This is a genomic window from Thiomonas sp. FB-6, assembly GCF_000377645.1.
In the GTDB taxonomy this organism is placed as follows: domain Bacteria; phylum Pseudomonadota; class Gammaproteobacteria; order Burkholderiales; family Burkholderiaceae_C; genus Thiomonas_A.
The window spans coordinates 145,588-168,775 of the sequence record NZ_KB898473.1 but is presented as its reverse complement, the minus strand read 5'-3'; the positions used below and the strand labels follow the sequence as shown (position 1 = coordinate 168,775).

Below are 23,188 nucleotides of genomic sequence, written 5' to 3'. Positions count from 1 at the left end.
GGGGAAGCAATGGGCGCGCACGCTCAGCACATGGCCTCCGGCCTGCACACCTCCTGCAGCAACGCACCGAGGTTTTCAAGCGCGACGATCGACCCGAATCGACCCCTGCGTGACTCATGGTGGAACGAGTGCACCTCGCAGCCCTGACTTTCGAGGAGCTCCGCGAGATCCTTGCTCTGAGCGCCACACTCCGCCGCCATGACGGACAAGATGACGTAGCGGGTGGCGAAGCGCAGGAGGTCATCGACACGAAACAGCGTGGTCATCGTCGGACCGTTGGCAATGCGCTCGGCCTTGAGGTGTCCGTTCTCGACCCATTTGGCGACTGCCTCATGCTTCCAGCCCATCATGTCGCAGAGCTGCGTCATCGTCATGCGCGCGTCGTGCGGGTTGGGCAGCGCGACCACATTCAGCTCGTCCTCGTCGAACACGAGGCGATTCAGACCGACCGCGCCTTCCTGCCGCGCCCGAGGAACCACATCACCGCGCAAGATGGCCTGGTAGGCCCGAAGCACGTAGTCCTCGCCTCGCCCGCGAACGGCTGTGATATCCGACAGGGTGATCGCTGCGCCGTGGCGCGGCGACGGCGAGGGCTGAAGGCGCGACTCGATGCGCTGCATGAGCTCGTGCAGTTCTTCCTCGAGGAAGGGCGCATCGACCAGGCTAGGGCGGTCGGCGGGCTCCCGGTGGGTCACGCCGCCGGCGTCGATCAGGCGCTTGAGTTGACGCTTGGTGACGTCCAGGAGGGCCATGGCACGACGAGCATCGACGTAGCGCGCACGACGCGCCCGGATTTCCTCCACAACGTGCCGACGGAGGAAGCAAAAATCCCTGTCAGCTCCACCGCGGCGCACCTCTCCGTCCACGTCGCCGGCGCGAAGCGCATGACGCAGCCGTTCCGGCGCAATGCCGATGGCGCGCGCCGCCTCTGCCACCGAAAGCCAGCCCTTGATCTGCCCAAAGCATTTCGGGATGCGGCTGACGCGGTCGTTGATCGTTAGGACCATGTGGCTGGCGATGAACTGCGCCACCTCGTCGTGCAGCCATTGGAACCGATCCTGGCCGAAATTGCGGTGGAGCACCCGGTACCAGTTGCCGAGCTGCTTTCCGATGCCGGAACTCTGGCTTGGCGAAGCCGCATCGATCCGAGTCAGCAGTTGCTGCATCCCCTCTGGCCAGTTGCTAAGGATTGGCTGAAGGCTCTCCTCAAGCAGCGCGATCGCCTCGTCGGTGTCGACGGGCCGCGGGCGTTTCATGACCTTGGCACCGCCAGGGTCCGCGCCGTGACAGGCCAAAAACCACGCCAGATGATCCCGCTGTTCCTGCCCTGGGGCGACGAATGCTACCGGCAGCAGTTGGCTCAGCTCGGTCGGCACGCTGACGCCGTGGATCGCGCAGCTCAGTGCGTGTGAGAAGGCCGGCGCAGGGGCTGCGGCGGTTTCAGCCACGCCCGCGCCGCACATGCACATGCTCAGCGATGCACGACGCCATGTAAACGGCTCACCGCATTCGCCGCAGCGGTCTACCAGGCAAACGCCGTGCCGCGTACAGACTGGCGTCATGATGTTGAGCCAGGAGCGCCGGATCACGGGCTCCTCGGCGAAGCACAGCGGGCAGACCGGAAGCCGCGACGCCGGCGCGAACTGAGCATTCACGTCCGGGCGAGCCGTTCGTGAGGCAACGAGGTTCGCCTGTACCAGAGGGCTTCGATCGACGCACAGCATGTTGGCGATCCGGCCCACCTGCTCGGGGCTGTAACTGGCGCGCGGCTTGATCGCCAGCGGCTCGAGCAGCTGCTGAATGCTGCCCAAGCCGTTGAGCTCCGCCAAACGGAGCAGGTAACCGTTGAGCGCCTCCTCGGGCGCAATACTTGGCAGATCGATCAGCATCCGAATTTCTTCCTGGCTTTGTTTGTAGCGCTTTGCTGCTCCAACTTGAGGAAGCGCGCTGCATCGTCATTGCTACCGCCTTGCTGGCGAACAGTCTTGGCCATATAGTCCAGCGAATAGCCGCTTTTGAGCATGACCTTCGTGAATGCTGCCACGGCGTCGGGCTCGGATACCTGGGCGCGAAAGGGGTTGAGGCCATCTGTCTCGCTGAGCAGCGCTTGCGAATGCGCTTTGCTCAGGACATTAGGGTCGATGCGCATGGAGTGGCGTGCGAGATCACAGGCTTCGTTCATGAGCTTCACCACCAGTCCGATGCGTCCGGCCGTGGAGATGTAGGTCCGCAGGACGAAGCCGTCGGGCAGGTTGATCTCAAAACCTACGGCTCTGAGGTGTGCAACGATGCTTTCGAGAACCTCCTCGAATTCGTCCCGCTGCCGCTTGAGAATCCAGATGTATGGCAAGAAGTGGTGCGCCGCATGGGCACGTGCCTCGATCTGGTCGTCTCCCTCGAATAGCGACCTCATCGTCGGAAGGCCCGTGAAGATGCAGGACAGTCCGGTCTCGTCGACAAAGTTCTTCACCGCATTGGCGGCATCGAGTGCACTGGCCCGTGCGCCCGCCTCGGCGTAGTGGTGAAACTCATCGATCACCAGGTAGATGACACCGAGCCGATGTACAGCGTCTCGTGCGAGGCCCGTCAGCACCTCGGGGCTGCCCTTTTGCGCCCAAGCGCGCATGCCTACCGCATTGAGGATGGCCCGCGGCAGGGAGCTCAACGATGGCGCCTGGGACATCTTGATGTACACCCACGGCACGATGCGGCGAGACCCCTCCTGACGGCTTGGGAAGCGCTGCTGGGCAGGCAGCGTGGCGAACGTCTTGCCCACGCGGGACGGGCCGCATAGCGGCAGAATGATCTGCTCCCCCCCTTGGGTGCGCCGAACGACGTCGTCCACGCGGGAGGATGCCGCCACGTAGGAGGGGTGTTGAAACAGCAGATTTTGTAGGTTGGGAGTCGTCATTTGGATCGGTTCATGGCGAAGACCGCCTTGGGGTCAAACGTGACGATTTCAGTCGGTGTCGTCGCGCTGCGTGGCCCTTCGTGGGCGGGTAGGGAGGAGACTCGGCCTGGCGTTCCGGGAGATCGGCTGGCAGGTGATGAGCGCTGCGTCGCTTCTTGGGATTGGGCTAAGGCCATCGATTGCGCTTCGGCAGCACGGTTGCGCTTGTCGGTCAGGGAGCCCCTGTTGGGGTGCTCGTTCAAGTCGTGAATCAAGCTGGCAAGCACCAAATCCACGTCGTGATCCCCTGCGCTCTTACGGCCAAGCTTCAACGCCCGAGCCCTGTCCTTCCACACCCGTGTCGGGATACCCCGCACCTCCGTCAACTTGGACTCGGCCTGCGCACTGCGGCCGCTAGCTGGATGCTTGACGATGACCTGGCTGACGTCGAGCGGAGTGCCGTAGACCTCCACAGGGCCCGGACCGACGTGCATGAAGAGTTCCGCAAGCTGCCTGGAGTGGTATTCGAGGTGGTTCAGCTTGACGCCGTGGTTACCGAGGCGCGCCTCCGCCCAGAACTCGAAGGTGGCGTTTCGAAACTCCTCGCGGGTCACGGGAAGCGTGGGCGGGTACTCGGCCGTGAGCAGGTCCCAAGCCTTTCGCGGGGTCATGTCAGGGTCGTCGAACTTGATGCGCAGCCTGTCGGAAGTGCGGCACGCATGAATATCCCAGGCGAACTCCTCGAGCACTTCGTTGAGTCGGGCCAGCGTCATACCCCCGGTACGCGTAGCCAGTTCGGGGTCGACCTTCTTCGTGCGAGCTGATTTGGTAGACCCTGCGACGCGATGCAGGAGCATGTCCTTGCAGGTGCCGTTGTAGCCTTCGACGTGCGGCTTTTTCCAGCCGGATTCTCCTTCCGCATACAGGTGCTCGTAGAGCAGTGCGTAGGCCACGGATGCAGAGAAGCTGCTTCGAAGCTCGGGGCCTAAATCCGTAAGGATTCGTTCAGGACGCCCCCATGGCGGTATCCACCCGTCGGCTCGCGGAGCCTTCGGGAAGAACAGACACTGATAGAAGTCCAGCAGCGGCTCCACTCCAGGCGGCATCGCATAGCCCTTGCTGAACAGGCAAAGACCGGTTGCCACGTCTACCGCGTTATAGATAGTGGGCTGTCCCAGGTCCACGCCGTCGGGGGTGAAGATGTGGAATTCGGGAATCATCGCGTCGATTTCGACGACCTCCAGCGCCCGTTCGGCATCCATGATCTTCCCGGCAATTCGGGTAATGGCACGGAAAGCACGCTTCGTGAGGTAGCCTCGTAAGTCTTCGCCCCACGCGGCGCGGACTGCGAGGAACTCCTTGAGCGTCTTGAGGCTGACGGCGTCGCCCCGATGGGCGCCATTGCTGCGCCGGTGAAGCTCAAGGTTGAGCAACCGCCGCATGGTCTCTAGATTCGTGAGTTCGCGAGTACGGTTCGCATGGAGTTCGGCGATCACGACGTCCAGTGCATCGGAGATCGATTCGGCGAAGCGCCTGCGCCCGCGGGGCCATCCCCGCTTTCCAGGAACCAGTTGCCGTCTGCGGTTCGCGTGCATCCATCGGTAGAGGGTTCGTCGTCCGGGGATCGAACCGTAGATGCTCTCTGCCAGTCGGTGCAGGCCGCTCTCGATCTCTGGCCACGTAGCCCCCTTGGCCTGCTGGGCTGTGATGTAGTCGACGATGCGCTTGCGATGGGCCAAACCCTTTTGCTGGCTTGGAGTCGGGGCCAATTCCTGAGGGCCCGCCTTCACCTCCGAAGAATCCGTGGCGGAGGTCAGGCGATATTGGCCATCGACGATCATGCGCCGGAACTCCTCCAGCGCCTCCGTCCTGGTGTAGCCCTTGTGCGTTCGCAGGGTGATCTGATTGGCGCTTGGCACCAGGGATGTGACGACCCACAACCCGTTCTGCGGGTCGACGTAGGTCTGGCCTTCCGAGAGCCTCATGGCGCGATCACGCAAGCGGCAGGATCTTGCGGGGCTCCCCAGCGGATAGGCGCACCCTCGCTTGCCTGTCGAGCCGGTCTGCGAACAGGTCCATGGCCAGCATCCCGTTGGCGACGAGCCCATAGACCTCTTCCAACCCTGCATCCGCAAGCCGGGTGAGTTCGGCGATGGTGTGCGCGCCGCCTGATAGTGCCTGCAGGATCCGGCTCTTCGTCTCCTCCGACACAGGCGTTCCCACGTAGCGCTGCAGAATGTGGAGGTTGTGCGCGAGGGTCTCGGGAAAGTGCTTATCGAGCACGAGCAGGAAGCCGACCCCGATGCGCTCACATGCAGCGCGGCGCGCCTCCAGCTCGGCTTCGACCTCAGCGGCCCGGGACTCCGGCTTGACCTCCACATACACCGGTCGAAACGCGCTCACCAGAATCAGCTCGAAGTCGATGTACCAGAGCTTGGCCTCGGATGCTGCGTATCCCTCTGAAGCGAGACGCTCCATGAGCTGTTTGCGGTCCGGCGCTGTCAGCCCGGACACAACGTCCATGACCCGGGATTGGGCGTACGCTCGTTCGACGCGATCGTCGAAACGCGTCGCAGCGACGAACTTGCTCTCCAGGACCGACTCGCAACCCAACAACCCCTCAGACTTCTCGGACGGGGCCAGGAGGGGGCCGCGGCGCTTGCGCGACGTGTACAGCGGCCGAGACGTGCGCTCGACAAAGCCTGGTCGAGCGTTCGGCTTGGTGACGGGTATGCGGCGCGGCTTGCGCGGTTTGCTACCGGAGGACGTGGAGGCCATGTTGCTGAATGACGGTGTTATTCATAGAATGCATGAAACAGCCCCGACAGTGCAGCGACACCCATGGCGTCGCGAAGGTCGAGGCTGGGACGAATCATACTTCGTATGACAGTGTTATTCAACCCCCTGTAGCGAAATGGTGACACTGCGTCCCCCCAGTCAGGAGCGGCGGCCGAACCAATCCGAGGACTGGTTCGCGTTGGCAATGCCCATCGTGGAAGAACTTCAGCGAGCTGCGGCCGGCGGCACCGTCACATCCACGCAGATCATCGCCGACGCGGCCCGCGGTCGTGGGCTCACCCCCCGCGCGCTCAGTAAACAGGTGCTAGGGGCGCAGTTCGTCATGGACACGTACCCCGCTCTCGTGCAAGGACGCCCGCTCACCGGCGGGTACAGCCAGGTGGAATACCTTGCGAAGATCCATCAGCTAGATCCCCGCCGAGCTGACCGCCTTGCCGGGCCTGTCTTGGCCGGAGAGGTGTCGATGGCCCAGATGCGCAACGCCTTCGCCGAGGTGGTCGCGGCGACCGGGGGGCCGAGCTCCAATGCGGCGAAAGCCAAACAGAGGGGCATGGCCTTCGAAACGGCCTGCGAACACGCCATTCGCCAGAACGGAGAAATTTTCGGGCTCGTGGGCGGAGCGAGCCTGGTCCAGCGCCAACGCCTGCTGGACACCACGCTCGACTTTGCCGTCGTGGAAGGCGGCCACATCAAGACGGCCATTGAGGTCAAAGTTGGAGGTCTCGCGTCCGCGAGGACTGGCGCGTTCAACTTGGCCGCATCCGCGTCGCTCATCACCCGAAAGGTGGAAGTTGCTTACGTGCTGGTGCCCCGATCCTCGGAAGACCTTGCAGAAGCCCTGGTAGCGAGCTTCCAGGCTTGGGGGGTGGACCGCGCGCGCGTCGCCATGGTCGACGAGGTTCCACCATTCGCGCTTATTTGCTAGCTGCCGGCCTCGGTGGGGTGCTAGCTAGCCATCTTGTTGCGGCCCGAGTCAGCCACGACCAGCCGACCTCTACTGCCTTAGGCCGCCTCGGCCTGCTCGCCTTCGGCGGTTAGCCTGGTACGGCTCGCTCAGTGCCCGCTCACGCCGATGCGCTGACAGACACCGGCCCTACGGCTGGAGTTCGGCCGAAGCGGGCGCTGGCTGCAACTCGGGGCAGGGGCCGCAATGCGACGGGCAGCGATCACCGAGATCACCGACAACCACAGCCCAGTCCAGTTCGAGCCGGCGCAGAATGCCTAGGCCGGTGCCCACAGAACCGGCGGCAGCCCAAACTGCGGATTCGCGGGCCAAGTGCCAGGCCGGTGCGAGTCGGCCCTAGCGAAGGGTTTCACTTCGTCGCGTCGTGGTCGATCTTTCGCAGCACGACGTGAATGGTGGACAGGTAGAAATAGAACATCCAGCTCAGCCAGATGCTGGTGTCGTAGGCAGTACGCTGCTTCTCGTTGTGGTGCCTGACGCCGAAGTTGTTGGCAATGTTGAAGAGGTCCTTCTCATCGGCGCTAGTGAGCAAGGCCTTGACCTTGGGGCGGAGGTACTCCAACACGTCCACGAGATCGCGGACCGCTTGGCGCCGATCGTCAAGCGTCGAGCCATGACGCCGGTATTGAAGAGTCGCAGCAGTGACCCGCGACAGGACGTTCTTGTCCGACGTGGGCAGATCGGCATCAAAGATCGGCTCGAATCCGGCTTCGGGTCTATGAAGAACCTCTCCATCGGGTGACAACTCGTAGCGATGCTTGTAGTGGGCCAGGACACCGTTGACCTTCTCGCGGAACTCCTTGCGGCCAACAACCTGATTGAAGGTCTCCCAGTGCATGCCGCAGCCGCCGTAGGAGTGCATCGTGCCCTCGATGGGTTTTGACACGTACTGGTACAGGAACTCAAGCACGTCGAAGAAATCGTCCTCCTGATAGGAAGCGGCCTTCTCAGGTACGGGCCAGAGCTTCTTCTTTCGAATGGCGAAAAGCATCTCCAGTTCGGGATCGCGCACTTTGCCGTCGACTTTTCCAGCGTCTACGCAGACGTAGCCAAAGGCTTCGTCGAAATACCCGTCCGCTTGCAGTTGCGTGAAGACACGAACGAACAAGTCAAGAACATCCGAGAGCGGAAGTCCTTTGACGTTCGGATTTGTTCCCTTACGCTGCGAGTAGTACTGGCGTATCAAGGCGGTGCCTGTGAAACCTAACGTCTGAATTCACCGGCCTGCGCGGCTTCTCGCGCAGTTCCGGTGGAATGATGAGTTATGCATCGCCATAACCATACTTCGACGATTCAGGATGCATGACTCTCTCGATACCGGCCTCGACGACCCCATGTTGCAAAGCCCGATAGATCAATTTGAAGCTTGGAACCTCTAGAAGAGGTTTGCCAGCGACAAGTTTCCTCCGGTATTTGGCCAAGATGTCCTTTCGCTGCACATTGAAGGGGAACGAGTGCCGTCTATCAAATCCGTGAGATAGCAACTGTCGTGATCGAGCTTGGATACATCGGTCAATTGCAGATACGAGCCAACCATCTAATGCACGAAGTTGTTCGGAATCATTAAGCAAGGGGTAGAAACTCATCACGCCCTTGAAATGAAGCGTTTTGCGTCTTCCTTTGATGTAGGCAACCATATCGCGGTGAAGGAGTCCGCCATATAGATATCGGCGAATCTGCATCATGGCTGTCAACAGTGCCTTGTCACGATTGTTGGCAGGAATCACTAGCCCTTTGAGTGGTGTGCTCTTCAGCGGCTGAACAAGGTTTCGGTAAAGAAGATAGGATACCTGCTTCTTGATACGTTGAATCGTTTTGTCTCGAACGGAAACCCGATCGACCCCAATTGCGTATCCGAGAAAATTGAACGAAGACTTTGACGCAATCTCAGCCGCTAGGCCGTCTTTAGAAAGAAGGCTGATTCCATCAGATTTTTTGATATTTATTGATACTTTTGCCTCACGCGAGAAAGCATCAACGATATTGAACGACTCACATATTGCCGGATATATTGGACTCCAAATAACCGTGTCATCCGCATACCGTGCGAATTTCAGGCCGGATTTTTCCAAAGACTTGTCAAGTTTCCAGCAAACAAGATTTGCCAAGAACAAGGAAAGAGAGGTGCCTTGTGGTATTCCTCGATCTCGGTCGTTAAGGAACGCCTTGATAATGAATTCTTCCTCTTGGCTGACAAGAAATCCATTTTCGTGAAGCTGTGAAAAAAGAAATGTGTGATCGATGGAGCCAAAGAAGTCAGAGAAATCAAACTCGGCAATGAAGGTTCGGGCGTTTTGCGCAAGGTCAACAGCTATATCCTGAATCGCAAAATGTACATTGCGATCATTTCTGTACGCGTAAGAGAACGAACTGAATCGGTGTCTGTTCTTGGCTAGTAGCCGGGAGTAGAAGTAGGTTGATACCGCAGCATCTGGAATTTGATAGACCGTCAGTTCGCGCTCGCCCCCACCCGCCTTCGGTATCTTTTTGCGGTGGGGTCCGTATGGTTTGTAGGTACGCGCCGCGATCTTTCGGGCAATGGACTTAGCGATTGCAGTTGCGTTCCGACGGACATGGAATGGATTAAATTTTGGGTCGAGCGCCCAGTACTCAGGAACCTTGACATCCTTTTCTGGCGCACCATCAATCCGATCGCGATTACGAAGCCATTCGCGGTGTAGGTGGTTATGGTAGGAGTGATGTCGGTCGATCAGCTTGTCGCACTCGGCAACAATTCGCTCTTTCAAATGTAGTTCCAGGCTCATTATTGGCCCTCAGAAAACAGAAAGCCCGAGACGAGTCTCGGGCTCACCACGGAACGAGCCTAGTAAAAGTAAGTTGTCATTTGGTTGATGAAGCTTTGACACCCCACCCCCATTGTCGCAGTCAAAGCTGCAAATTCGAGGCGTTCCGTTCTGCCTCCAAGGCAGTGATCGAAGGATAGCGCGAACTGCGATTTGTGCCAAGACCATCATCCGAGACGCATAACGCCTGAGGTGAGCGGCGGCGGAACGCCGTCCGCTTGACCGAGTTGTTAGGCCTGCGCCCACTTCAGACCCTCCGGCGCCTCTGAATCTATAAAGCTTTTGAACCATTCCCACTTCTGTCTTGCGGAAGTAGGCAGGCCCTCGTTGAGTCTTTTTTCTGCAAGCGCAGCATACTGCTTGTACGTGTGATCAATGACGCCGTGCTGCGTAGAGTTGGGAATGTAGTAGTCGAACAGGCCGTTTACGAACACCTTGCTGTCTTGCTGCAGGCACATCCGCGAATCTCCTTCCCAGCACTCCGCGGCTGACGAGGACAGAACTACAACTGGCTCTTGGCCTTGTTGCTCCAGGGCGAATGCCTCTTGGTAAGCAGGCCCGACGATATTTGAGTCGGAGTGCCATACGTTGCCTACCGAAATACCGCCACGGATGAGGTACCCAGCTCGCAGTAGGAGGTGCGATAGTTGGATGACACGCATCACGACAATCGAAAGGCCGTTGTAGCGCTTGTACGCAGGATCTTTGATTGGTGCGCTGAGAATAATGCAGTCTGAAACGTACATATGTCTCGGTATCTGCGACACCGGGACAGACTTGTCAACCGTGGCATCGAAACTCGGAATGGCTTCTGATAAGAGCGTGACCAACTCCGTCAGCGGAGCGAGGTTGCTATTGGCGTCGGCAGCATTCACCAGAGCCTTGAAGCCCAAGACGTCAACGAATGCGACGGCGCGTTTTTCGAAGGTTACAGTCATTTTGCGAAGCAGGCCTAACGCAATGTATTCTGCAGATTATGCCGGATAAACTGGGCGGTGCGGAATATTCTGGTCACGCGAATCCTCAGAAAACGCAAGTGCATCATGGACTTGCCGGCTTGTGCCTCGCCTGCATGCAAAGATAAAAAGCCATGAAACCCGGCGCCCCATCTTGTCACGCCACAAGCCCTGGTATCAAGAGTAGGAGCGCAACCCGTACCCGCACTATAAAGGTCAGATTGAAGGCGCCGTTTCGATCGTTCCACAGATTGTGAATCATAATGCCTGTGTTTGGTGTGATCGGTTCGGAGGCTGAGGCCGAAAGGCTGCACCCGGTCGAAGGAGCCGGTGCGATGGCGCTGAAAGCCGCAATCCCCGAGGCCGACGTTGCCGGTGGCTGCTGACCACACCATTGCCGTCGCTACCACTGGCAGCGCCCAATGCCCGCTTTGGCCGATCTGCCGTCGCTCACTCATCAACTGGAGGTCGTGCGGCGCAAAGTCGGCGATCCCGAACACACCAATGCGCTGCGCGCCGGATGCGGCATCCGAGGCGACACGAATGGCCTTGACTGAAATTCACACGGCCTGACGGGAACACTCTGCGCCCCCGATAAGGCCCTGCGCGAGCGCCTGGCCCTAAGCGTCGGCCGACGCCAACTTCGCTACACCTGGTAGATGCAGAAAACTAGACCACCTTCATCGGAAGGTGACATCAATTTCGTTCGGAAGTGACAACAATTTCTTCCGCCGTCAACACCCTCACACATCAATATTCGCCGCCCTCAGCGCATTCGTCTCGATGAAGTCCCTGCGCGGCTCGACCTCGTCGCCCATCAGCATGGTGAACACGCGGTCGGCTTCGATCGCGTCGTCGATCTGCACCCGCAGCAGGCGGCGCACCTGGGGGTCCATGGTGGTTTCCCACAGCTGCGCGGGGTTCATCTCGCCCAAGCCCTTGTAGCGCTGGCGCGAGACGCTGGCTTCGGCCAGGCGCAGCAGCCACCGCATGGCTTCGCGGAAATCTTCCGCGGTACCCTGCTTGGCGTTCTCGCCGGTGCCCTTGCTCACGGTGGCCCCTTCGCCCAGCAGGCCGCCGAAGGTCTGCGCGGCCTGGGCCAGCACGGCGTAGTCGGCGCCGTGGCAGAAGTCCTCGGTGATCACGCTGGAGCGCACGTTGCCGTGGTGGTGGCGGCTGACGCGCAGCAGCTGCTTGTCGGTGCGCGGGTCGGTCTCGGCGCTGACGCTGGGCACCACGCCGGAACTGTGCTGCGCCAGCAGCGCCTGCTGCAGGCGCGCGGCGGAGTCCTGGGCCTGCTCGGCCGTGTCGAGCTGCAGGGCCACGCCGCCGGCGATGGCGCGCAGCGCCGATTCGTCCATGAAGGCGGCCAGGCGCTCGATCACGCCTTCGGTGAGCATGTACTGGCGCGCCAGCTGCTGCAGGCTCTCGCCGGACAGCACGCGCGCGCCGGGCTCGCCGCGGGTGGCGATCTGCGCGTCGCGCAGCGCCACCTGCAGCACATAGGCGTCGAGTTCGTGGCCGTCCTTCAGGTACTGCTCGTCCTTGCCGTGCTTGACCTTGTACAGCGGGGGCTGGGCGATGTAGATGTGGCCGCGCTCCACGAGTTCGGGCATTTGCCGGTATAGGAAGGTCAGCAGCAGGGTGCGGATGTGGGCGCCGTCCACGTCGGCATCGGTCATGATGATGATGCGGTGGTAGCGCAGCTTGGCGACGTCGAAATCGTCCTTGCCGATTCCCGTGCCTAGAGCGGTGATCAGGGTGAGGATTTCATTGCTGCTCAGCAGCTTCTCGTAGCGCGCCTTCTCGACGTTGAGGATCTTGCCCCGCAGCGGCAGGATGGCCTGGAACTTGCGATCGCGGCCCTGTTTGGCACTGCCGCCGGCGGAGTCGCCCTCGACGATGTAGATCTCGCACAGCGCCGGGTCCTTCTCCTGGCAGTCGGCCAGCTTGCCGGGCAGGCCCATGCCGTCGAGCACGCCCTTGCGGCGCGTGAGTTCGCGCGCCTTGCGGGCGGCCTCGCGCGCCCGCGCGGCGTCGACGATCTTGCCGCAGATGATCTTGGCGTCGTTGGGGTTCTCGAGCAGGTAGTCGGTCAGGCTCTTGGCGACAACGTCCTCCACCGGCGCGCGCACCTCGCTGGACACCAGCTTGTCCTTGGTCTGGCTGGAGAACTTGGGGTCGGGCACCTTGACCGACAGCACGCAGCTCAGGCCTTCGCGCATGTCGTCGCCGCTGATCTCGACCTTGGCCTTCTTGGCCAGTTCGTTGTCCTCGATGTACTTGTTGATCACGCGGGTCATCGCCGCGCGCAGGCCGGTCAGGTGGGTGCCGCCGTCACGCTGCGGGATGTTGTTGGTGTAGCACAGCACGTTCTCGGCGTAGCCCTCGTTCCACTGCATGGCCACTTCGCTGACGATGCCTGAGCCGGCCTCGGTGGCCTTCTCGCCGCTGGCGTAGAACACGTTGGGGTGCAGCACCGTCTTGCCGCGGTTGATGTACTCGACGAAGCCCTTGACCCCGCCGGTGTAGGCGAAGTTGTCCTCCTTGCCCTGGCGTTCGTCGACCAGGCGGATTTTCACGCCGTGGTTGAGGAAGGACAGTTCACGCAGGCGCCGGGCCAGCACGTCGTAGTGGAAGTCCACGCCCTCGAAGATCTCGTCGTCGGGCAGGAAGTGCACCTCGGTGCCGCGCTTGTCGGTCTTGCCCAGCACGCGCATGGGGGAGACCTCCACGCCCTCGTGCGTTTCCAGGCGGCGGTTCTGCACCACGCCGCGCGCGAACTCGAGCACCTGCGTTTCGCCCTCGCGGCGCACGGTCAGGCGCAGCCAGCGCGACAGCGCGTTCACGCAGCTCACGCCCACGCCGTGCAGGCCGCCCGAGACCTTGTAGCTGTTCTGGTTGAACTTGCCGCCGGCGTGCAGTTCGGTCAGCGCGATCTCCGCGGCGGAGCGCTTGGGCTCGTGCTTGTCGTCCATCTTGACCCCGGTGGGAATGCCCCGGCCGTTGTCGGACACGCTGATGGAGTTGTCGCTGTGGATGGTGACCACGATGTCGTCGCAGTACCCGGCCAGCGCCTCGTCGATGGAGTTGTCCACCACCTCGAACACCAGGTGGTGCAGCCCGGTGCCGTCGGAGGTGTCACCGATGTACATGCCGGGGCGTTTGCGCACGGCTTCCAGGCCTTCGAGGATCTGGATCGACGCTTCGCTGTAGGAGGACGGATTGCTGGACGGTTCGCTCATGGCCTGGCGGAGGGTACTACGGTGAACTGCGGACGGGTCGGAAAGCTCAGATACGCATGGGCATCACGACGTACTTGAAGGAGGCGTCGTCGGGCATCGTGATCAGCACGCTGGAGTTGCCGTCCTGCAGTTCCAGGCGCACGTTCTCGCCCGGGACGTTGGACAGCACCTCGATCAGGTAGGCCACGTTGAAGCCGATCTCGATGGCGTCGCCGGCGTAGTCGACGTCGAGTTCCTCCAGCGCCTCTTCCTGCTCGGCGTTGCTGGAGGAAATGCGCAGCGCACCGGCCTCGAGCTGCAGGCGCACGCCCTTGAACTTGTCGCTGGTCAGGATGGCCACGCGCTGCAGCGCGCCCAGCAGCGAGGCGCGGCCGATCAGCAGGTGGTTGCGATGCCCCTTGGGCACCACGCGCTGGTAGTCGGGGAACTTGCCCTCGACCAGCTTGCTGACCAGCTCCATGTCGCCGAAGGACACGCGCACCTGGTTGGAGGCGAAGCGCAGCTGCACCAGCTCGGCGCTGTCGCTCAGCAGGCGGCTGAGTTCCATGACGGTCTTGCGCGGCAGGATGACCTCGCGCTTCTCGCTGGGGCCCTGGGTGGCGGCGCCGACCAGGGCGAGGCGGTGGCCGTCGGTGGCCACCAGCGTGAGCTGCGAGCCTTCGGCCACCAACAGCAGGCCGTTGAGGTAGTAGCGGATGTCGTGCTGGGCCATGGCGAAGTGCACCAGGCTCAGCATGCGCTTGAGCTGCCCCTGTTCCAGGCTCAGCGCTTGTTCGCTGTAGTCGGCGGCTTCCTTGACCAGCGGGAAGTCCTCGGCGGGCAGGGTCTGCAGTGAAAAGCGCGACTTGCCGCACTTGACCTGGAACTTGCCGTCGGCCCATTCCATCGCCGCCTGCTCGCCGGGAGCGGCGCGCAGGATGTCCATGAGCTTGCGCGCGTTGACCGTGGTGGCCTGCAGCTGGCCGGCGTCGGCGTCCTCGCCGAGGGCGCAGCGCATGCGGATCTGGATCTCCATGTCGCTGGTGGTCAGCGCCAGTTCCTGCCCCTCGGGCTGCATCAGCACATTGGCCAGAACCGGCAGGGTCTGGCGACGTTCCACGATGCCGGCAACTCCCCCGAGTCCCTTGAGCAGGGCTTCACGCGACATGCTCAGTCTGTTCATTGTGATTCTTCCTTCTCAACATAGGAGTGGTAACAGGAGACGCCGAAATTCGCGGATAAGTCTGTTTCCTGTTACCGATCAAGCACTTGGCAAGTTTCGAAGCTGGGGACAAGCAGTCCAGTTTAGGGCAGGAACATTGAACAACTCGCAAAGACCGCAGCGATGGGCCGAGTTGTCCAGAATTGCTCCACAGTCATCCCACAGTCTTGTTCCTTTCGGTCGCTGGCCGTTCAGCCCTTGAGGGTCTGTTCCAGCACGTGCAACTGCTGGTTGAGCTCCTGCATCCGGGTGCGCTCCTGGGCCACCTTGCGTACCGCGTGCAGCACCGTGGTGTGGTCGCGCCCGCCGAAGAGTTCGCCGATCTCGGGCAGGCTTTTCTGGGTGAGTTCCTTGGCCAGGTACATGGCGATCTGGCGCGGGCGCGCGATGGAGGCCGGGCGGCGCTTGGAGTACATCTCGCCCACCTTGATCTTGTAGAAGTCGGCCACGGTCTTCTGGATGTTCTCCACCGAGATCTGGCGGTTCTGCAGCGACAGCAAGTCCTTCAGCGCTTCGCGCGCCAGGCCGATGGAGATGGCTTCGCCGGAAAACCGCGCGTAGGCCAGGATCTTGCGCAGCGCGCCCTCGAGCTCGCGCACGTTGGAGCGCACGTTCTTGGCCACGAAAAAGGCCACGTCCTCGCCCAGGCTCACGAGCTCGGCGTCGGCCTTGCGCAGCAGGATGGCCACGCGCATCTCCAGCTCGGGGGGCTCGATGGCCACCGTCAGGCCGGAGTCGAAGCGCGAGGTCAGGCGCGCGTCCATCTCCTGCAGTTCCTTGGGGTAGGTATCGCTGGTGAGGATGATCTGCGAGCGCTTGGCGGTCAGCGCCTCGAAGGTGTAGAAGAACTCCTCCTGGGTCTTTTCCTTGCCGGCGAAGAACTGCACGTCGTCGATCAGCAGCAGGTCCAGCGCGTGGTAGTAGCGCTTGAATTCGTCGAAGGTCTTGCGCTGGTAGGCGCGCACCACCTCGCTGACGAACTGTTCGGCCTGCAGGTAGCGGATGCGCGCGCCGGGGCGGGCTGCCAGCAGCGCATTGCCCACCGCCTGCACCAGGTGGGTCTTGCCCAGGCCCACGCCGCCGTACAGGAACAGCGGGTTGTAGGACTTGCCGGGGTTCTCGGCCACCTGCAGCGCCGCGGCGCGGGCGAGCTGGTTGGCCTTGCCGGCGACCAGGCTGTCGAAAGTCAGGCCGGGGTTCAGGCGCGAACGCTCCAGCGCCTCGCTGGCAGCGCTGTCCGCGGCGGCCGCCTGCGCGGCCCTGTCGATGGAATCCTGCGCTGCCGCGGCTTCGGCGCTGGGTGCAGCGGCGGCGTCGTCGGACGGGCGCGCGGCGGGGCGGGAGGACGAGGCCTTGTGGATCGCGAATTCCAGCTGCACCGGGCGCCCGGCCACGGCGGCCAGGGCCAGGGAAATGCGCTCGGCGTATTGCGAGCGCAACCAGTCCATCTTGAAGCGGTTGGGAACCGACAGCGTGGCGACGGCGCCGTCGGAGCTCCAGTTGGGAGCGTGCAGGGGCTTGATCCAGGCGGCGTACTGCTGGGTCGGGATCTCAGCGGCCAGCTGTGTGCAACATGCCTGCCAGAGCGGGTCGAGGGACATGAAACGTGTGGATACGTACAAAGGTTCAGGCCCCCGGCGCGCGCCCGGCCGGCGCAGGGTTGCGCAACCGTGGCGAGGGCCTGGAACCAAAGGGAGGGCCCGCGGCACGCGGGCACGATGGCCTGTGCGACGCTTGGAATCCAGGGGGGTTGGGCGGCCCATTCTAGACCAAGCTCCCGAGTTATCCACAGCCGAGGACTGCCCGCTTGTGCTTTTCCGGATGTTGTTCTAAGACCCGCCGCGTACCCGGCAGACATTGACAGCCGGCGCGCAATTTGCTGAAATGGCATGCTTTTTTCGATCCGCGCTGCGTCTGCCGCTCCGAGCCGGCAATTTGCGCGATAGCGCGAGACTGAGCAGAACCAAGGCAGAACCGTCATGAAACGTACCTACCAGCCGTCGAAGACCCGCCGCAAGCGCACCCATGGCTTTCTCGTGCGCATGCGCACGGCCGGCGGCCGCGCGGTGATCAACGCGCGCCGCGCCAAGGGCCGCAAGCGCCTGGCCGTCTGAATCGGCTCGGGCCAGGGCGCCCGATGAGCCGGAACCACGACGAAGGCGCCGCGCCGGCTGAATTGCTGGCGCTGCTGCGGCCTGAATCCTTCGGCGCGTCCTTGCGGGCGCGTTGGGTGCAGGCCGGCGAATTCCGATTGCATTACCGCGGCGCGTCCGAGCAGGATGCGCTGAGCCCACCCACTGCCCAGGCTGCCTGCGCGGTGGGCTTCGTGCTGCCCAAGCGCCAGTGCAAGCACGCGGCGCGGCGCAACCTGATCCGGCGCGTCGCGCGCGAACGCCTGCGTGCCCACCTGCGGGAACACCCGGGCGAGCCCGGGCAGCCGCTGCCGGTGCTGGTGCTGCGCCTGCAGTCGCGCCTGGATGCGCGCTGGCGCAGCGCCCAGTCGGACGCGCTGCGGCGCTACCTGCACCAGACCCTGGGGCAGTTGCTGGCCGAGTGGGAAGTGAAACGGCGGCGGGCCGCGCAGCGGGAAGACGCGGCGGGCCGGGGGCCGCAGTCGTCATGAAGCGCCTGCTGATGCTGCTGGTGCGCGGGTACCAGCTGTTGTTCAGCACCTGGGTGGGTGGACAATGTCGCTTCACGCCCACCTGTTCCAACTACACCTTGCAGGCGTTGGATCGCTTCGGCGCCGCGCGGGGAAGCTACCTGGGGGCGCTGCGCATCGCGCGCTGCCACCCCTGGTGCCGTGGCGGCGAGGATCCGGTGCCGCGGCTGTTCCACTGGGACGCCTGGCGCGCGCGAGACACGCAGGCGCCGGCGCAGCGGGGCGACGAATGACCCTTCGCCACGCGCATGGGTTCTAATACGCGATTTGCCCGGGATGCGAATGCGCGCAGGCGCGCGGCGTCGGGAATGGTTACAACGCAGGAATTCATATGGACATTCGCCGCTCCATCTTGTGGGTGATCTTCACCGCATCGGTGATCTTTCTCTATAACTCCTGGCTGCGCTCGCACGGCGAGGCCGGGCTGTTCGGCCAGGCGCCGAGCGTCACCGCCAGCGCGCCGGCCGCCGCCGGCAGCGGCGTGCCCTCGGCGCTGGCCAGCGCCGCGTCCGGCGCCCCGGGTGCGCCCGGCGCGGCCGCCCCGGCGGGCAGCGCCTCGGCGCCCGCGGTGCTCACCGACGTGCGCACCGACCTGCTGGACCTGAAGATCTCCAGCCGCGGCGCCAGCGTGGTCTACGCCGGGCTGCTCAAGTACAAGAGCCAGGAAGACACGTCGCAGCGCATGGTGCTGTTCGACGACACGCCCTCGCGCACCTACGTGGCGCAGAGCGGGCTGGTGGGCGGGCAGTTCCCCAACCATGAAACTCCGATGACCCTGGTGCCGGGGCCGCTGGACATGGGTTCGGCGAACACGCTGACGGTGAGCTTTGCCTCGCCGGTGGAGGGAGGGCTGCAACTCACCCGCAGCTTCACCTTCCACCGCGGCAGCTATGCCATCGACGTGCGCGACACCATCGTCAACAAGGGCGAGGCCGCGGTGCAGCCCCAGCTGTACCTGCAGATCGTGCGCGACGACGACAACCCCTCCAAGGGCACGCACTTCTATCACACCTTCTACGGCGCGGCGCTGTACGACAGTTCCGCCAAGTTCCAGAAGTTCGAGTTCAAGGACTTCCACGACCAGGCCAAGACCATCCAGGCCGGCGACGGCTGGGCCGCGGTGGTGCAGCAGTACTTCGCCACCGCCTGGCTGCCGCAGCCCTTCCAGGGCTCGCGCGAGTTCTACCTGCGCAAGCTGCCGGGCGGGCTGTTCGCCACCGGCGTGATGCTGCACCTGCCCAAGATCGCCCCGGGGGCGCAGGAACAGGCCGAGCAGAAGCTGTTCGTCGGCCCCGAACTGCAGGGGCAGGTCGAGGGCCTGGCGCCGGGCTTCGAGCTGGTGCGCGACTACGGCTGGGTGACCATCATCGCCAAGCCGCTGTTCTGGGTGCTGGAGCAGGTCCACCGCCTGCTGGGCAACTGGGGCTGGTCCATCATCGGCCTGACCATCCTGCTCAAGCTGGCCTTCTTCCCGCTGACGGCGGCCAGCTACCGCTCGATGGCGCGCATGAAGGCGGTGGGCCCGCGCATGACCGCTCTACGCGAGCGCCACAAGGACGACCCGCAGGCCTTGAACGCGGCCATGGTGGAGATGTACCGCAAGGAGAAGATCAACCCGCTGGGCGGCTGCCTGCCGGTGGTGATCCAGATCCCGGTGTTCATCGCGCTGTACTGGGTGCTGCTGTCGAGCGTGGAACTGCGCGGCGCGCCGTGGCTGGGCTGGATCCACGACCTCTCGGCCAAGGACCCGTTCTACGTGCTGCCGCTGGTGATGACCGGCACCTCCTTCCTGCAGGTCAAGCTCAACCCCACGCCGCCGGACCCGATGCAGGCGCGCATGATGTGGATCATGCCCCTGGCCTTCTCGGTGATGTTCTTCTTCTTCCCCGCGGGCCTGGTGCTGTACTGGCTGACCAACAACATCTTCTCGATTGCCCAGCAGTGGTTCATCAATCGCAAGATGGGCGTGCCGGAGTTCTCTTCGGTCAAGTGACGCAGGGCCGCCGCGGCCCGGGAGGCCCGCGGTGAGCCTGCTCGCGCGCCACGCCGAGCCCATCGCCGCGGTGGCCACCGCGGGCGGGCGCGGCGCGGTGGGCATCGTGCGCGCCTCGGGGCGCGATCTGGCCGGGCTGGTGCGCGCGCTGTGCGGGCGCGCGCTGCAGCCGCGCCACGCCACGCTGCTGGAATTGCGCAACGCCGAGGGCGAGGTCATCGACGAAGGCCTGGCGCTGTGGTTTCCGGCGCCCCACTCCTACACCGGCGAGGACGTGCTGGAACTGCAGGTGCATGGCGGCCCGGCCGTGTTGCAGATGCTGCTGGGCCGCCTGCTCGAACTCGGACGGGAGCAGGGCCTGCGCGTGGCCGGGCCCGGGGAGTTCACCGAGCGGGCCTTCCACAACGGCAAGCTGGACCTGGCCCAGGCCGAGGCGGTGGCCGACCTGATCGACGCCACCACCGGAGCCGCGGTGCTGGGCGCGCAACGCGCGCTGGCCGGCGAGATGTCGCGCGAGGTGCACGCGCTGGGGCAACGGTTGCGCGAGTTGCGCGCGCTGGTCGAGGCCACGCTGGACTTCCCGGAAGAGGACATCGAGTTCGTGCGCGCGCACGCGGTGGGCGTGCGCGTGGGCGAGCTGGTCGAGGCGCTGCGCGCGCTGCTGGCGCGCACCCGCCAGGGCGCCTTGCTGCGCGAGGGGCTGCACGTGGTGCTGGCCGGGCAGCCCAACGTGGGCAAGAGTTCGCTGCTCAACGCGCTGGCCGGCGCGGAGCTGGCCATCGTGACCGAGGTGCCGGGCACCACGCGCGATCGGCTGCGCGAGTCCATCCAGATCGAGGGCGTGCCCTTGCACGTGATCGACACCGCCGGGCTGCGCGACACCGAGGACCGCGTCGAGCGCATCGGCGTTCAGCGCAGCTGGGAGGCCATCGCGCAGGCCGACGCGGTGCTGTTCGTGCATGACCTCGCGCGAGTGGCGCAGCCCTCGTACCGTGCGGAGGAAGCGCGCATCGCCGCGCGCCTGCGCGAGCATGGCGTGCCCGAGGCGCGTGTGCTGCACGTGTGGAACAAGAACGATGCGCTGGCCGCGCCCGAGGCCGAGGCGGCCGCGCGCGGCCTGGCCGCCGAGCTGGGCCTGGGCGAGGCCGCAGTCGCCGGGCCGCGGCTGTCCGCGCGCCACGGCCAGGGCCTGGAGACCCTGCGCCAGCAGTTGTTGCAGCGTTGCGGCTGGGAGGCCATGCCGGAGGGCGTGTTCCTGGCGCGCACCCGCCACGTGCAGGCGCTGCAGGCCTGCGAGCGCCACCTGGAACAGGCGGCGGCCTGGCTGGCTCAGTCCAGCCCGGCGCTGGAGCTGCTGGCCGAGGAACTGCGCCTGGGCCACGTGGAGCTGATGGGCATCACCGGCGAAGTCAGCGCCGACGAACTGCTGGGCGACATCTTCTCGCGCTTTTGCATCGGCAAGTAGCGCGACTTGCAGGGTTCATCGACTGGCCGTGGAGCGTGTCGCCGAACCCGCGCGCAAGCGCTCAACGCATCGAGTACCAGGTGCCCCGTCCGCCACCATGCTGAACCAGATGCTCCTGTTCAACCAGACTGCGCAGGTGTTGCTTGAGCGTGTTTCGATTGCTGCCGGTGAGGCGCAGCGCCTGCGCCATGGTGACGCGACCGTGCTCGCGAGCGAACTCGACGATCTGGAGGGACAGAGCCGGTAGCCTTGCGAGTACCAGGCGCTCTCGCTCTACCTTGTGTTGGAGTCGGCGCACTTGTTGAGACAGGGCCCGCAGGAAGAACAAGAGCCAGGGTTGCCAATCCGGCGCGTCGCTGCGGATGCTGCCCTGGGTCTGGCGCAGCGCCAGGTAATAGGCCTCCTTGTTCTGCTCGATCACGCTTTCGAGCGAGCTGTAGGGCGCGTACGCGTAGCCTGCCTGCAGAAGCAGCAAGGTGGTCAGGACGCGGCTCAGCCGGCCGTTGCCATCCTGAAAGGGATGGATCTCCAGAAACACGACGACCCAGATGGCGATGAGCAGCAACGGGTGCAAGCTGCCGGCGCCTCGAGCATCGTGAAACCAGTCGATCAACTCGCGCATCAGTCGCGGGGTGTCGAAGGGCGTGGCAGTGGCGAAGACCACGCCCAGGGAGCCACCACGTTCGTCGAAGGCAACCACGCTATTGGTGGACGTCTTGTAAGTGCCGCGGTGCCAGGCGTCCTTGTCGCTATGGATCAGCAGGTCACGGTGCAGTTGGCGGACGTGGTTTTCGGTCAAGGCGATGTCTTGCCAGGACGAGAAGACCATCTCCATGACCTCGGCATAGCCGGCGACCTCCTGTTCGTCGCGGGTCTGAAACGATTGAATGCGCAGGTTGGATAGCAGTTGCTCGACGTCTCGGTCCGACAGCCTGCTTCCCTCGATGCGTGTGGATGAACCGATACTCTCGATCGTCGCGACGCGGCGCAGTGCCAGAAGGCGCTCGGGGGCCAGCGCCCCCAGGGACCGCCATGCGCCCTTGAATTCGTCGATACCAGCGATCAGGCCCAGGATTTCCGGGGTGATGTGCAGGGTCTCGTATCGGATCATGACACCCGATTTTACGCCCATTTACACCCAAAACGCGGATGCGAGGTCTTTGCGCGGGCGGCCTCAGCCGGCCCAGTGGGGGTGGCGCAGGGCTTCGGGGTTGAGCACGCCTTCGCGCTCGCCGGCGGCGAAGCGGGCGAGGGCATCGAAGGCCTGGCCGAACATGTGCTCGTAGTGCATTTCGTCGACGTAGCCGACGTGGGGCGTGCAGATCGCGTTTTCCAGGCGCAGCAGGGGATTGCCGCGCATGATGGGCTCGGACTCGAACACGTCCACCGCCGCCATGCCGGGGCGGCCGCGGTTGAGCGCGGACACCAGGGCGTCCGGGGCGATGAGCTCGGCGCGGGCCGTGTTGACCAGCACCGCGTCGGGTTTCATCTGCGACAGGTCGGCCAGCGTGACCAGGCCGCGGGTGTCTTCGTTGAGCCGCAGGTGCAGCGTGAGCACGTCGCTTTGCGCGAACAGTTGCGCCCGGTCGGCGGCGGCGTCCAGGCCGGCTTCGCGCGCGGCCTGGCGCGAGGCGTCGCTGCCCCACACCAGCACGCGCATGCCGAAGGCGCGCCCGTAGCCGGCCACCATGCGCCCGATGCGCCCGTAGCCCCAGATGCCCAGGGTCTTGCCGGCCAGGCGCTGGCCGAGGCCGAAGTTGACCGGCATGGACTGCGACTTCAGGCCCGACTGCTGCCAGGCGCCCTGCTTGAGGCTGGCCACGTACTGGGGAATGCGGCGCATGGCCGCCAGGATCAGCGCCCAGGTGAACTCGGCGGTGGGCGCGGGGTCGGTGGTGCCCTGCAGCACGGCCACGCCGGCACGGGTGCAGGCGTCCACGTCCAGGTGCGCGCCGACCCGGCCCGTCTGCACCACCAGGCGCAGCTTGGGGCAGCGCGGCAGCACCGCGGCGCTCAGCGCCGTGCGTTCCCGGTTGAGCACCAGGGCCTGCGCGTCGCGCAGGCGTACGGCGAGCTGGCCGGCGCCCTTGACGTTGTTGTTGAAGACCTTGACCTCGTGGTCGGCGAGCCGCTCGAAACACGGCAGCTTGCGCACGGCGTCCTGGTAGTCGTCGAGGATCACGATGTTCATGGCCGCCTAATGTAACGC

19 protein-coding genes are annotated in these 23,188 nt (G+C 64.0%); 7 read left to right on the top strand and 12 right to left on the bottom strand.

All coding sequences use genetic code 11. From position 1 onward, the window contains the following. Positions 1 to 23: 23 nt before the first annotated feature. The 4 genes from D466_RS0105525 to D466_RS20675 are packed head-to-tail and all read right to left on the bottom strand — an operon-like array spanning position 24 to position 5,668. Positions 24 to 1,889, bottom strand: coding sequence for a TniQ family protein (locus tag D466_RS0105525; RefSeq protein ID WP_018912716.1), 1,866 nt, complete (start codon positions 1,887 to 1,889; stop codon positions 24 to 26). Further along, a complete protein-coding gene (locus D466_RS0105520) occupies positions 1,883 to 2,911 on the bottom strand; it encodes a TniB family NTP-binding protein (protein ID WP_018912715.1) in 1,029 nt (342 codons plus the stop codon). Before D466_RS0105520 ends, D466_RS0105525 begins: the two co-directional genes overlap by 7 nt. Further along, complete coding sequence (locus D466_RS0105515; protein ID WP_196803429.1) at positions 2,908 to 4,890, bottom strand: hypothetical protein; 1,983 nt, start codon at positions 4,888 to 4,890, stop codon at positions 2,908 to 2,910. The genes D466_RS0105520 and D466_RS0105515 overlap by 4 nt, the downstream gene beginning before the upstream one ends. Continuing rightward, positions 4,883 to 5,668: a hypothetical protein gene (locus tag D466_RS20675; RefSeq protein WP_026284925.1), complete on the bottom strand. Its 786-nt coding sequence runs from the start codon at positions 5,666 to 5,668 to the stop codon at positions 4,883 to 4,885. Before D466_RS20675 ends, D466_RS0105515 begins: the two co-directional genes overlap by 8 nt. Positions 5,669 to 5,804: 136 nt before the next feature. Here D466_RS20675 and D466_RS0105505 point away from each other — a divergent pair, with 136 nt between their 5' ends. Beyond that, a complete protein-coding gene (locus D466_RS0105505) occupies positions 5,805 to 6,614 on the top strand; it encodes a hypothetical protein (RefSeq protein ID WP_196803428.1) in 810 nt (269 codons plus the stop codon). Positions 6,615 to 7,002: 388 nt separating this feature from the next. On the opposite strand, the gene D466_RS0105500 is transcribed toward D466_RS0105505, so the two are convergent. The 3 genes from D466_RS0105500 to D466_RS23150 form a co-directional block, all read right to left on the bottom strand. Then, on the bottom strand, positions 7,003 to 7,761 hold the full coding sequence (locus tag D466_RS0105500; protein WP_018912711.1) for a hypothetical protein: 759 nt from the start codon (positions 7,759 to 7,761) through the stop codon (positions 7,003 to 7,005). A 154-nt stretch (positions 7,762 to 7,915) separates the two neighbouring features. Then, positions 7,916 to 9,418: a reverse transcriptase domain-containing protein gene (locus D466_RS23155; protein WP_081629832.1), complete on the bottom strand. Its 1,503-nt coding sequence runs from the start codon at positions 9,416 to 9,418 to the stop codon at positions 7,916 to 7,918. 269 nt (positions 9,419 to 9,687) lie between these two features. Then, on the bottom strand, positions 9,688 to 10,395 hold the full coding sequence (locus D466_RS23150) for a hypothetical protein (RefSeq protein WP_081629831.1): 708 nt from the start codon (positions 10,393 to 10,395) through the stop codon (positions 9,688 to 9,690). A 449-nt stretch (positions 10,396 to 10,844) separates the two neighbouring features. Between D466_RS23150 and D466_RS24940 the strand changes: the two genes are divergently transcribed. Next, positions 10,845 to 10,970, top strand: a complete 126-nt coding sequence (locus tag D466_RS24940; RefSeq protein ID WP_255325912.1) for a hypothetical protein — start codon at positions 10,845 to 10,847, stop codon at positions 10,968 to 10,970. Between the two features lie 186 nt (positions 10,971 to 11,156). On the opposite strand, the gene gyrB is transcribed toward D466_RS24940, so the two are convergent. The 3 genes from gyrB to dnaA all read right to left on the bottom strand — a co-directional run bounded on the left by gyrB (position 11,157) and on the right by dnaA (position 16,460). Then, on the bottom strand, positions 11,157 to 13,658 hold the full coding sequence (gene gyrB / locus D466_RS0105490; RefSeq protein ID WP_018912709.1) for a DNA topoisomerase (ATP-hydrolyzing) subunit B: 2,502 nt from the start codon (positions 13,656 to 13,658) through the stop codon (positions 11,157 to 11,159). A gap of 46 nt (positions 13,659 to 13,704) precedes the next feature. Next, positions 13,705 to 14,820: a DNA polymerase III subunit beta gene (gene dnaN, locus D466_RS0105485; RefSeq protein WP_018912708.1), complete on the bottom strand. Its 1,116-nt coding sequence runs from the start codon at positions 14,818 to 14,820 to the stop codon at positions 13,705 to 13,707. Between the two features lie 230 nt (positions 14,821 to 15,050). After that, complete coding sequence (dnaA, locus tag D466_RS0105480; protein WP_018912707.1) at positions 15,051 to 16,460, bottom strand: chromosomal replication initiator protein DnaA; 1,410 nt, start codon at positions 16,458 to 16,460, stop codon at positions 15,051 to 15,053. A 378-nt stretch (positions 16,461 to 16,838) separates the two neighbouring features. Between dnaA and rpmH the strand changes: the two genes are divergently transcribed. The 5 genes from rpmH to mnmE all read left to right on the top strand — a co-directional run bounded on the left by rpmH (position 16,839) and on the right by mnmE (position 20,979). Beyond that, on the top strand, positions 16,839 to 16,973 hold the full coding sequence (gene rpmH, locus D466_RS0105475; protein ID WP_018912706.1) for a 50S ribosomal protein L34: 135 nt from the start codon (positions 16,839 to 16,841) through the stop codon (positions 16,971 to 16,973). 23 nt (positions 16,974 to 16,996) lie between these two features. Further along, the gene (locus tag D466_RS20670) at positions 16,997 to 17,482 is read left to right on the top strand and encodes a ribonuclease P protein component (protein ID WP_018912705.1); all 486 of its coding nucleotides are present in this window, start codon (positions 16,997 to 16,999) and stop codon (positions 17,480 to 17,482) included. After that, positions 17,479 to 17,754, top strand: a complete 276-nt coding sequence (yidD, locus tag D466_RS0105465) for a membrane protein insertion efficiency factor YidD (protein WP_018912704.1) — start codon at positions 17,479 to 17,481, stop codon at positions 17,752 to 17,754. The genes D466_RS20670 and yidD overlap by 4 nt, the downstream gene beginning before the upstream one ends. Positions 17,755 to 17,852: 98 nt before the next feature. Then, a complete protein-coding gene (gene yidC, locus D466_RS0105460; RefSeq protein WP_018912703.1) occupies positions 17,853 to 19,514 on the top strand; it encodes a membrane protein insertase YidC in 1,662 nt (553 codons plus the stop codon). Between the two features lie 37 nt (positions 19,515 to 19,551). Further along, positions 19,552 to 20,979 carry a tRNA uridine-5-carboxymethylaminomethyl(34) synthesis GTPase MnmE gene (mnmE, locus tag D466_RS0105455; protein ID WP_026284923.1) on the top strand — a complete coding sequence of 476 codons (1,428 nt, stop codon included), beginning with the start codon at positions 19,552 to 19,554 and terminating at the stop codon, positions 20,977 to 20,979. A 61-nt stretch (positions 20,980 to 21,040) separates the two neighbouring features. Here the strand turns inward: mnmE and D466_RS0105450 are convergent, their stop codons facing one another. Together D466_RS0105450 and D466_RS0105445 are read right to left on the bottom strand one after the other, a co-directional pair. After that, on the bottom strand, positions 21,041 to 22,090 hold the full coding sequence (locus D466_RS0105450) for a Fic family protein (RefSeq protein ID WP_018912701.1): 1,050 nt from the start codon (positions 22,088 to 22,090) through the stop codon (positions 21,041 to 21,043). 63 nt (positions 22,091 to 22,153) lie between these two features. After that, a complete protein-coding gene (locus tag D466_RS0105445; protein WP_018912700.1) occupies positions 22,154 to 23,170 on the bottom strand; it encodes a D-2-hydroxyacid dehydrogenase family protein in 1,017 nt (338 codons plus the stop codon). Positions 23,171 to 23,188 lie beyond the last annotated feature (18 nt).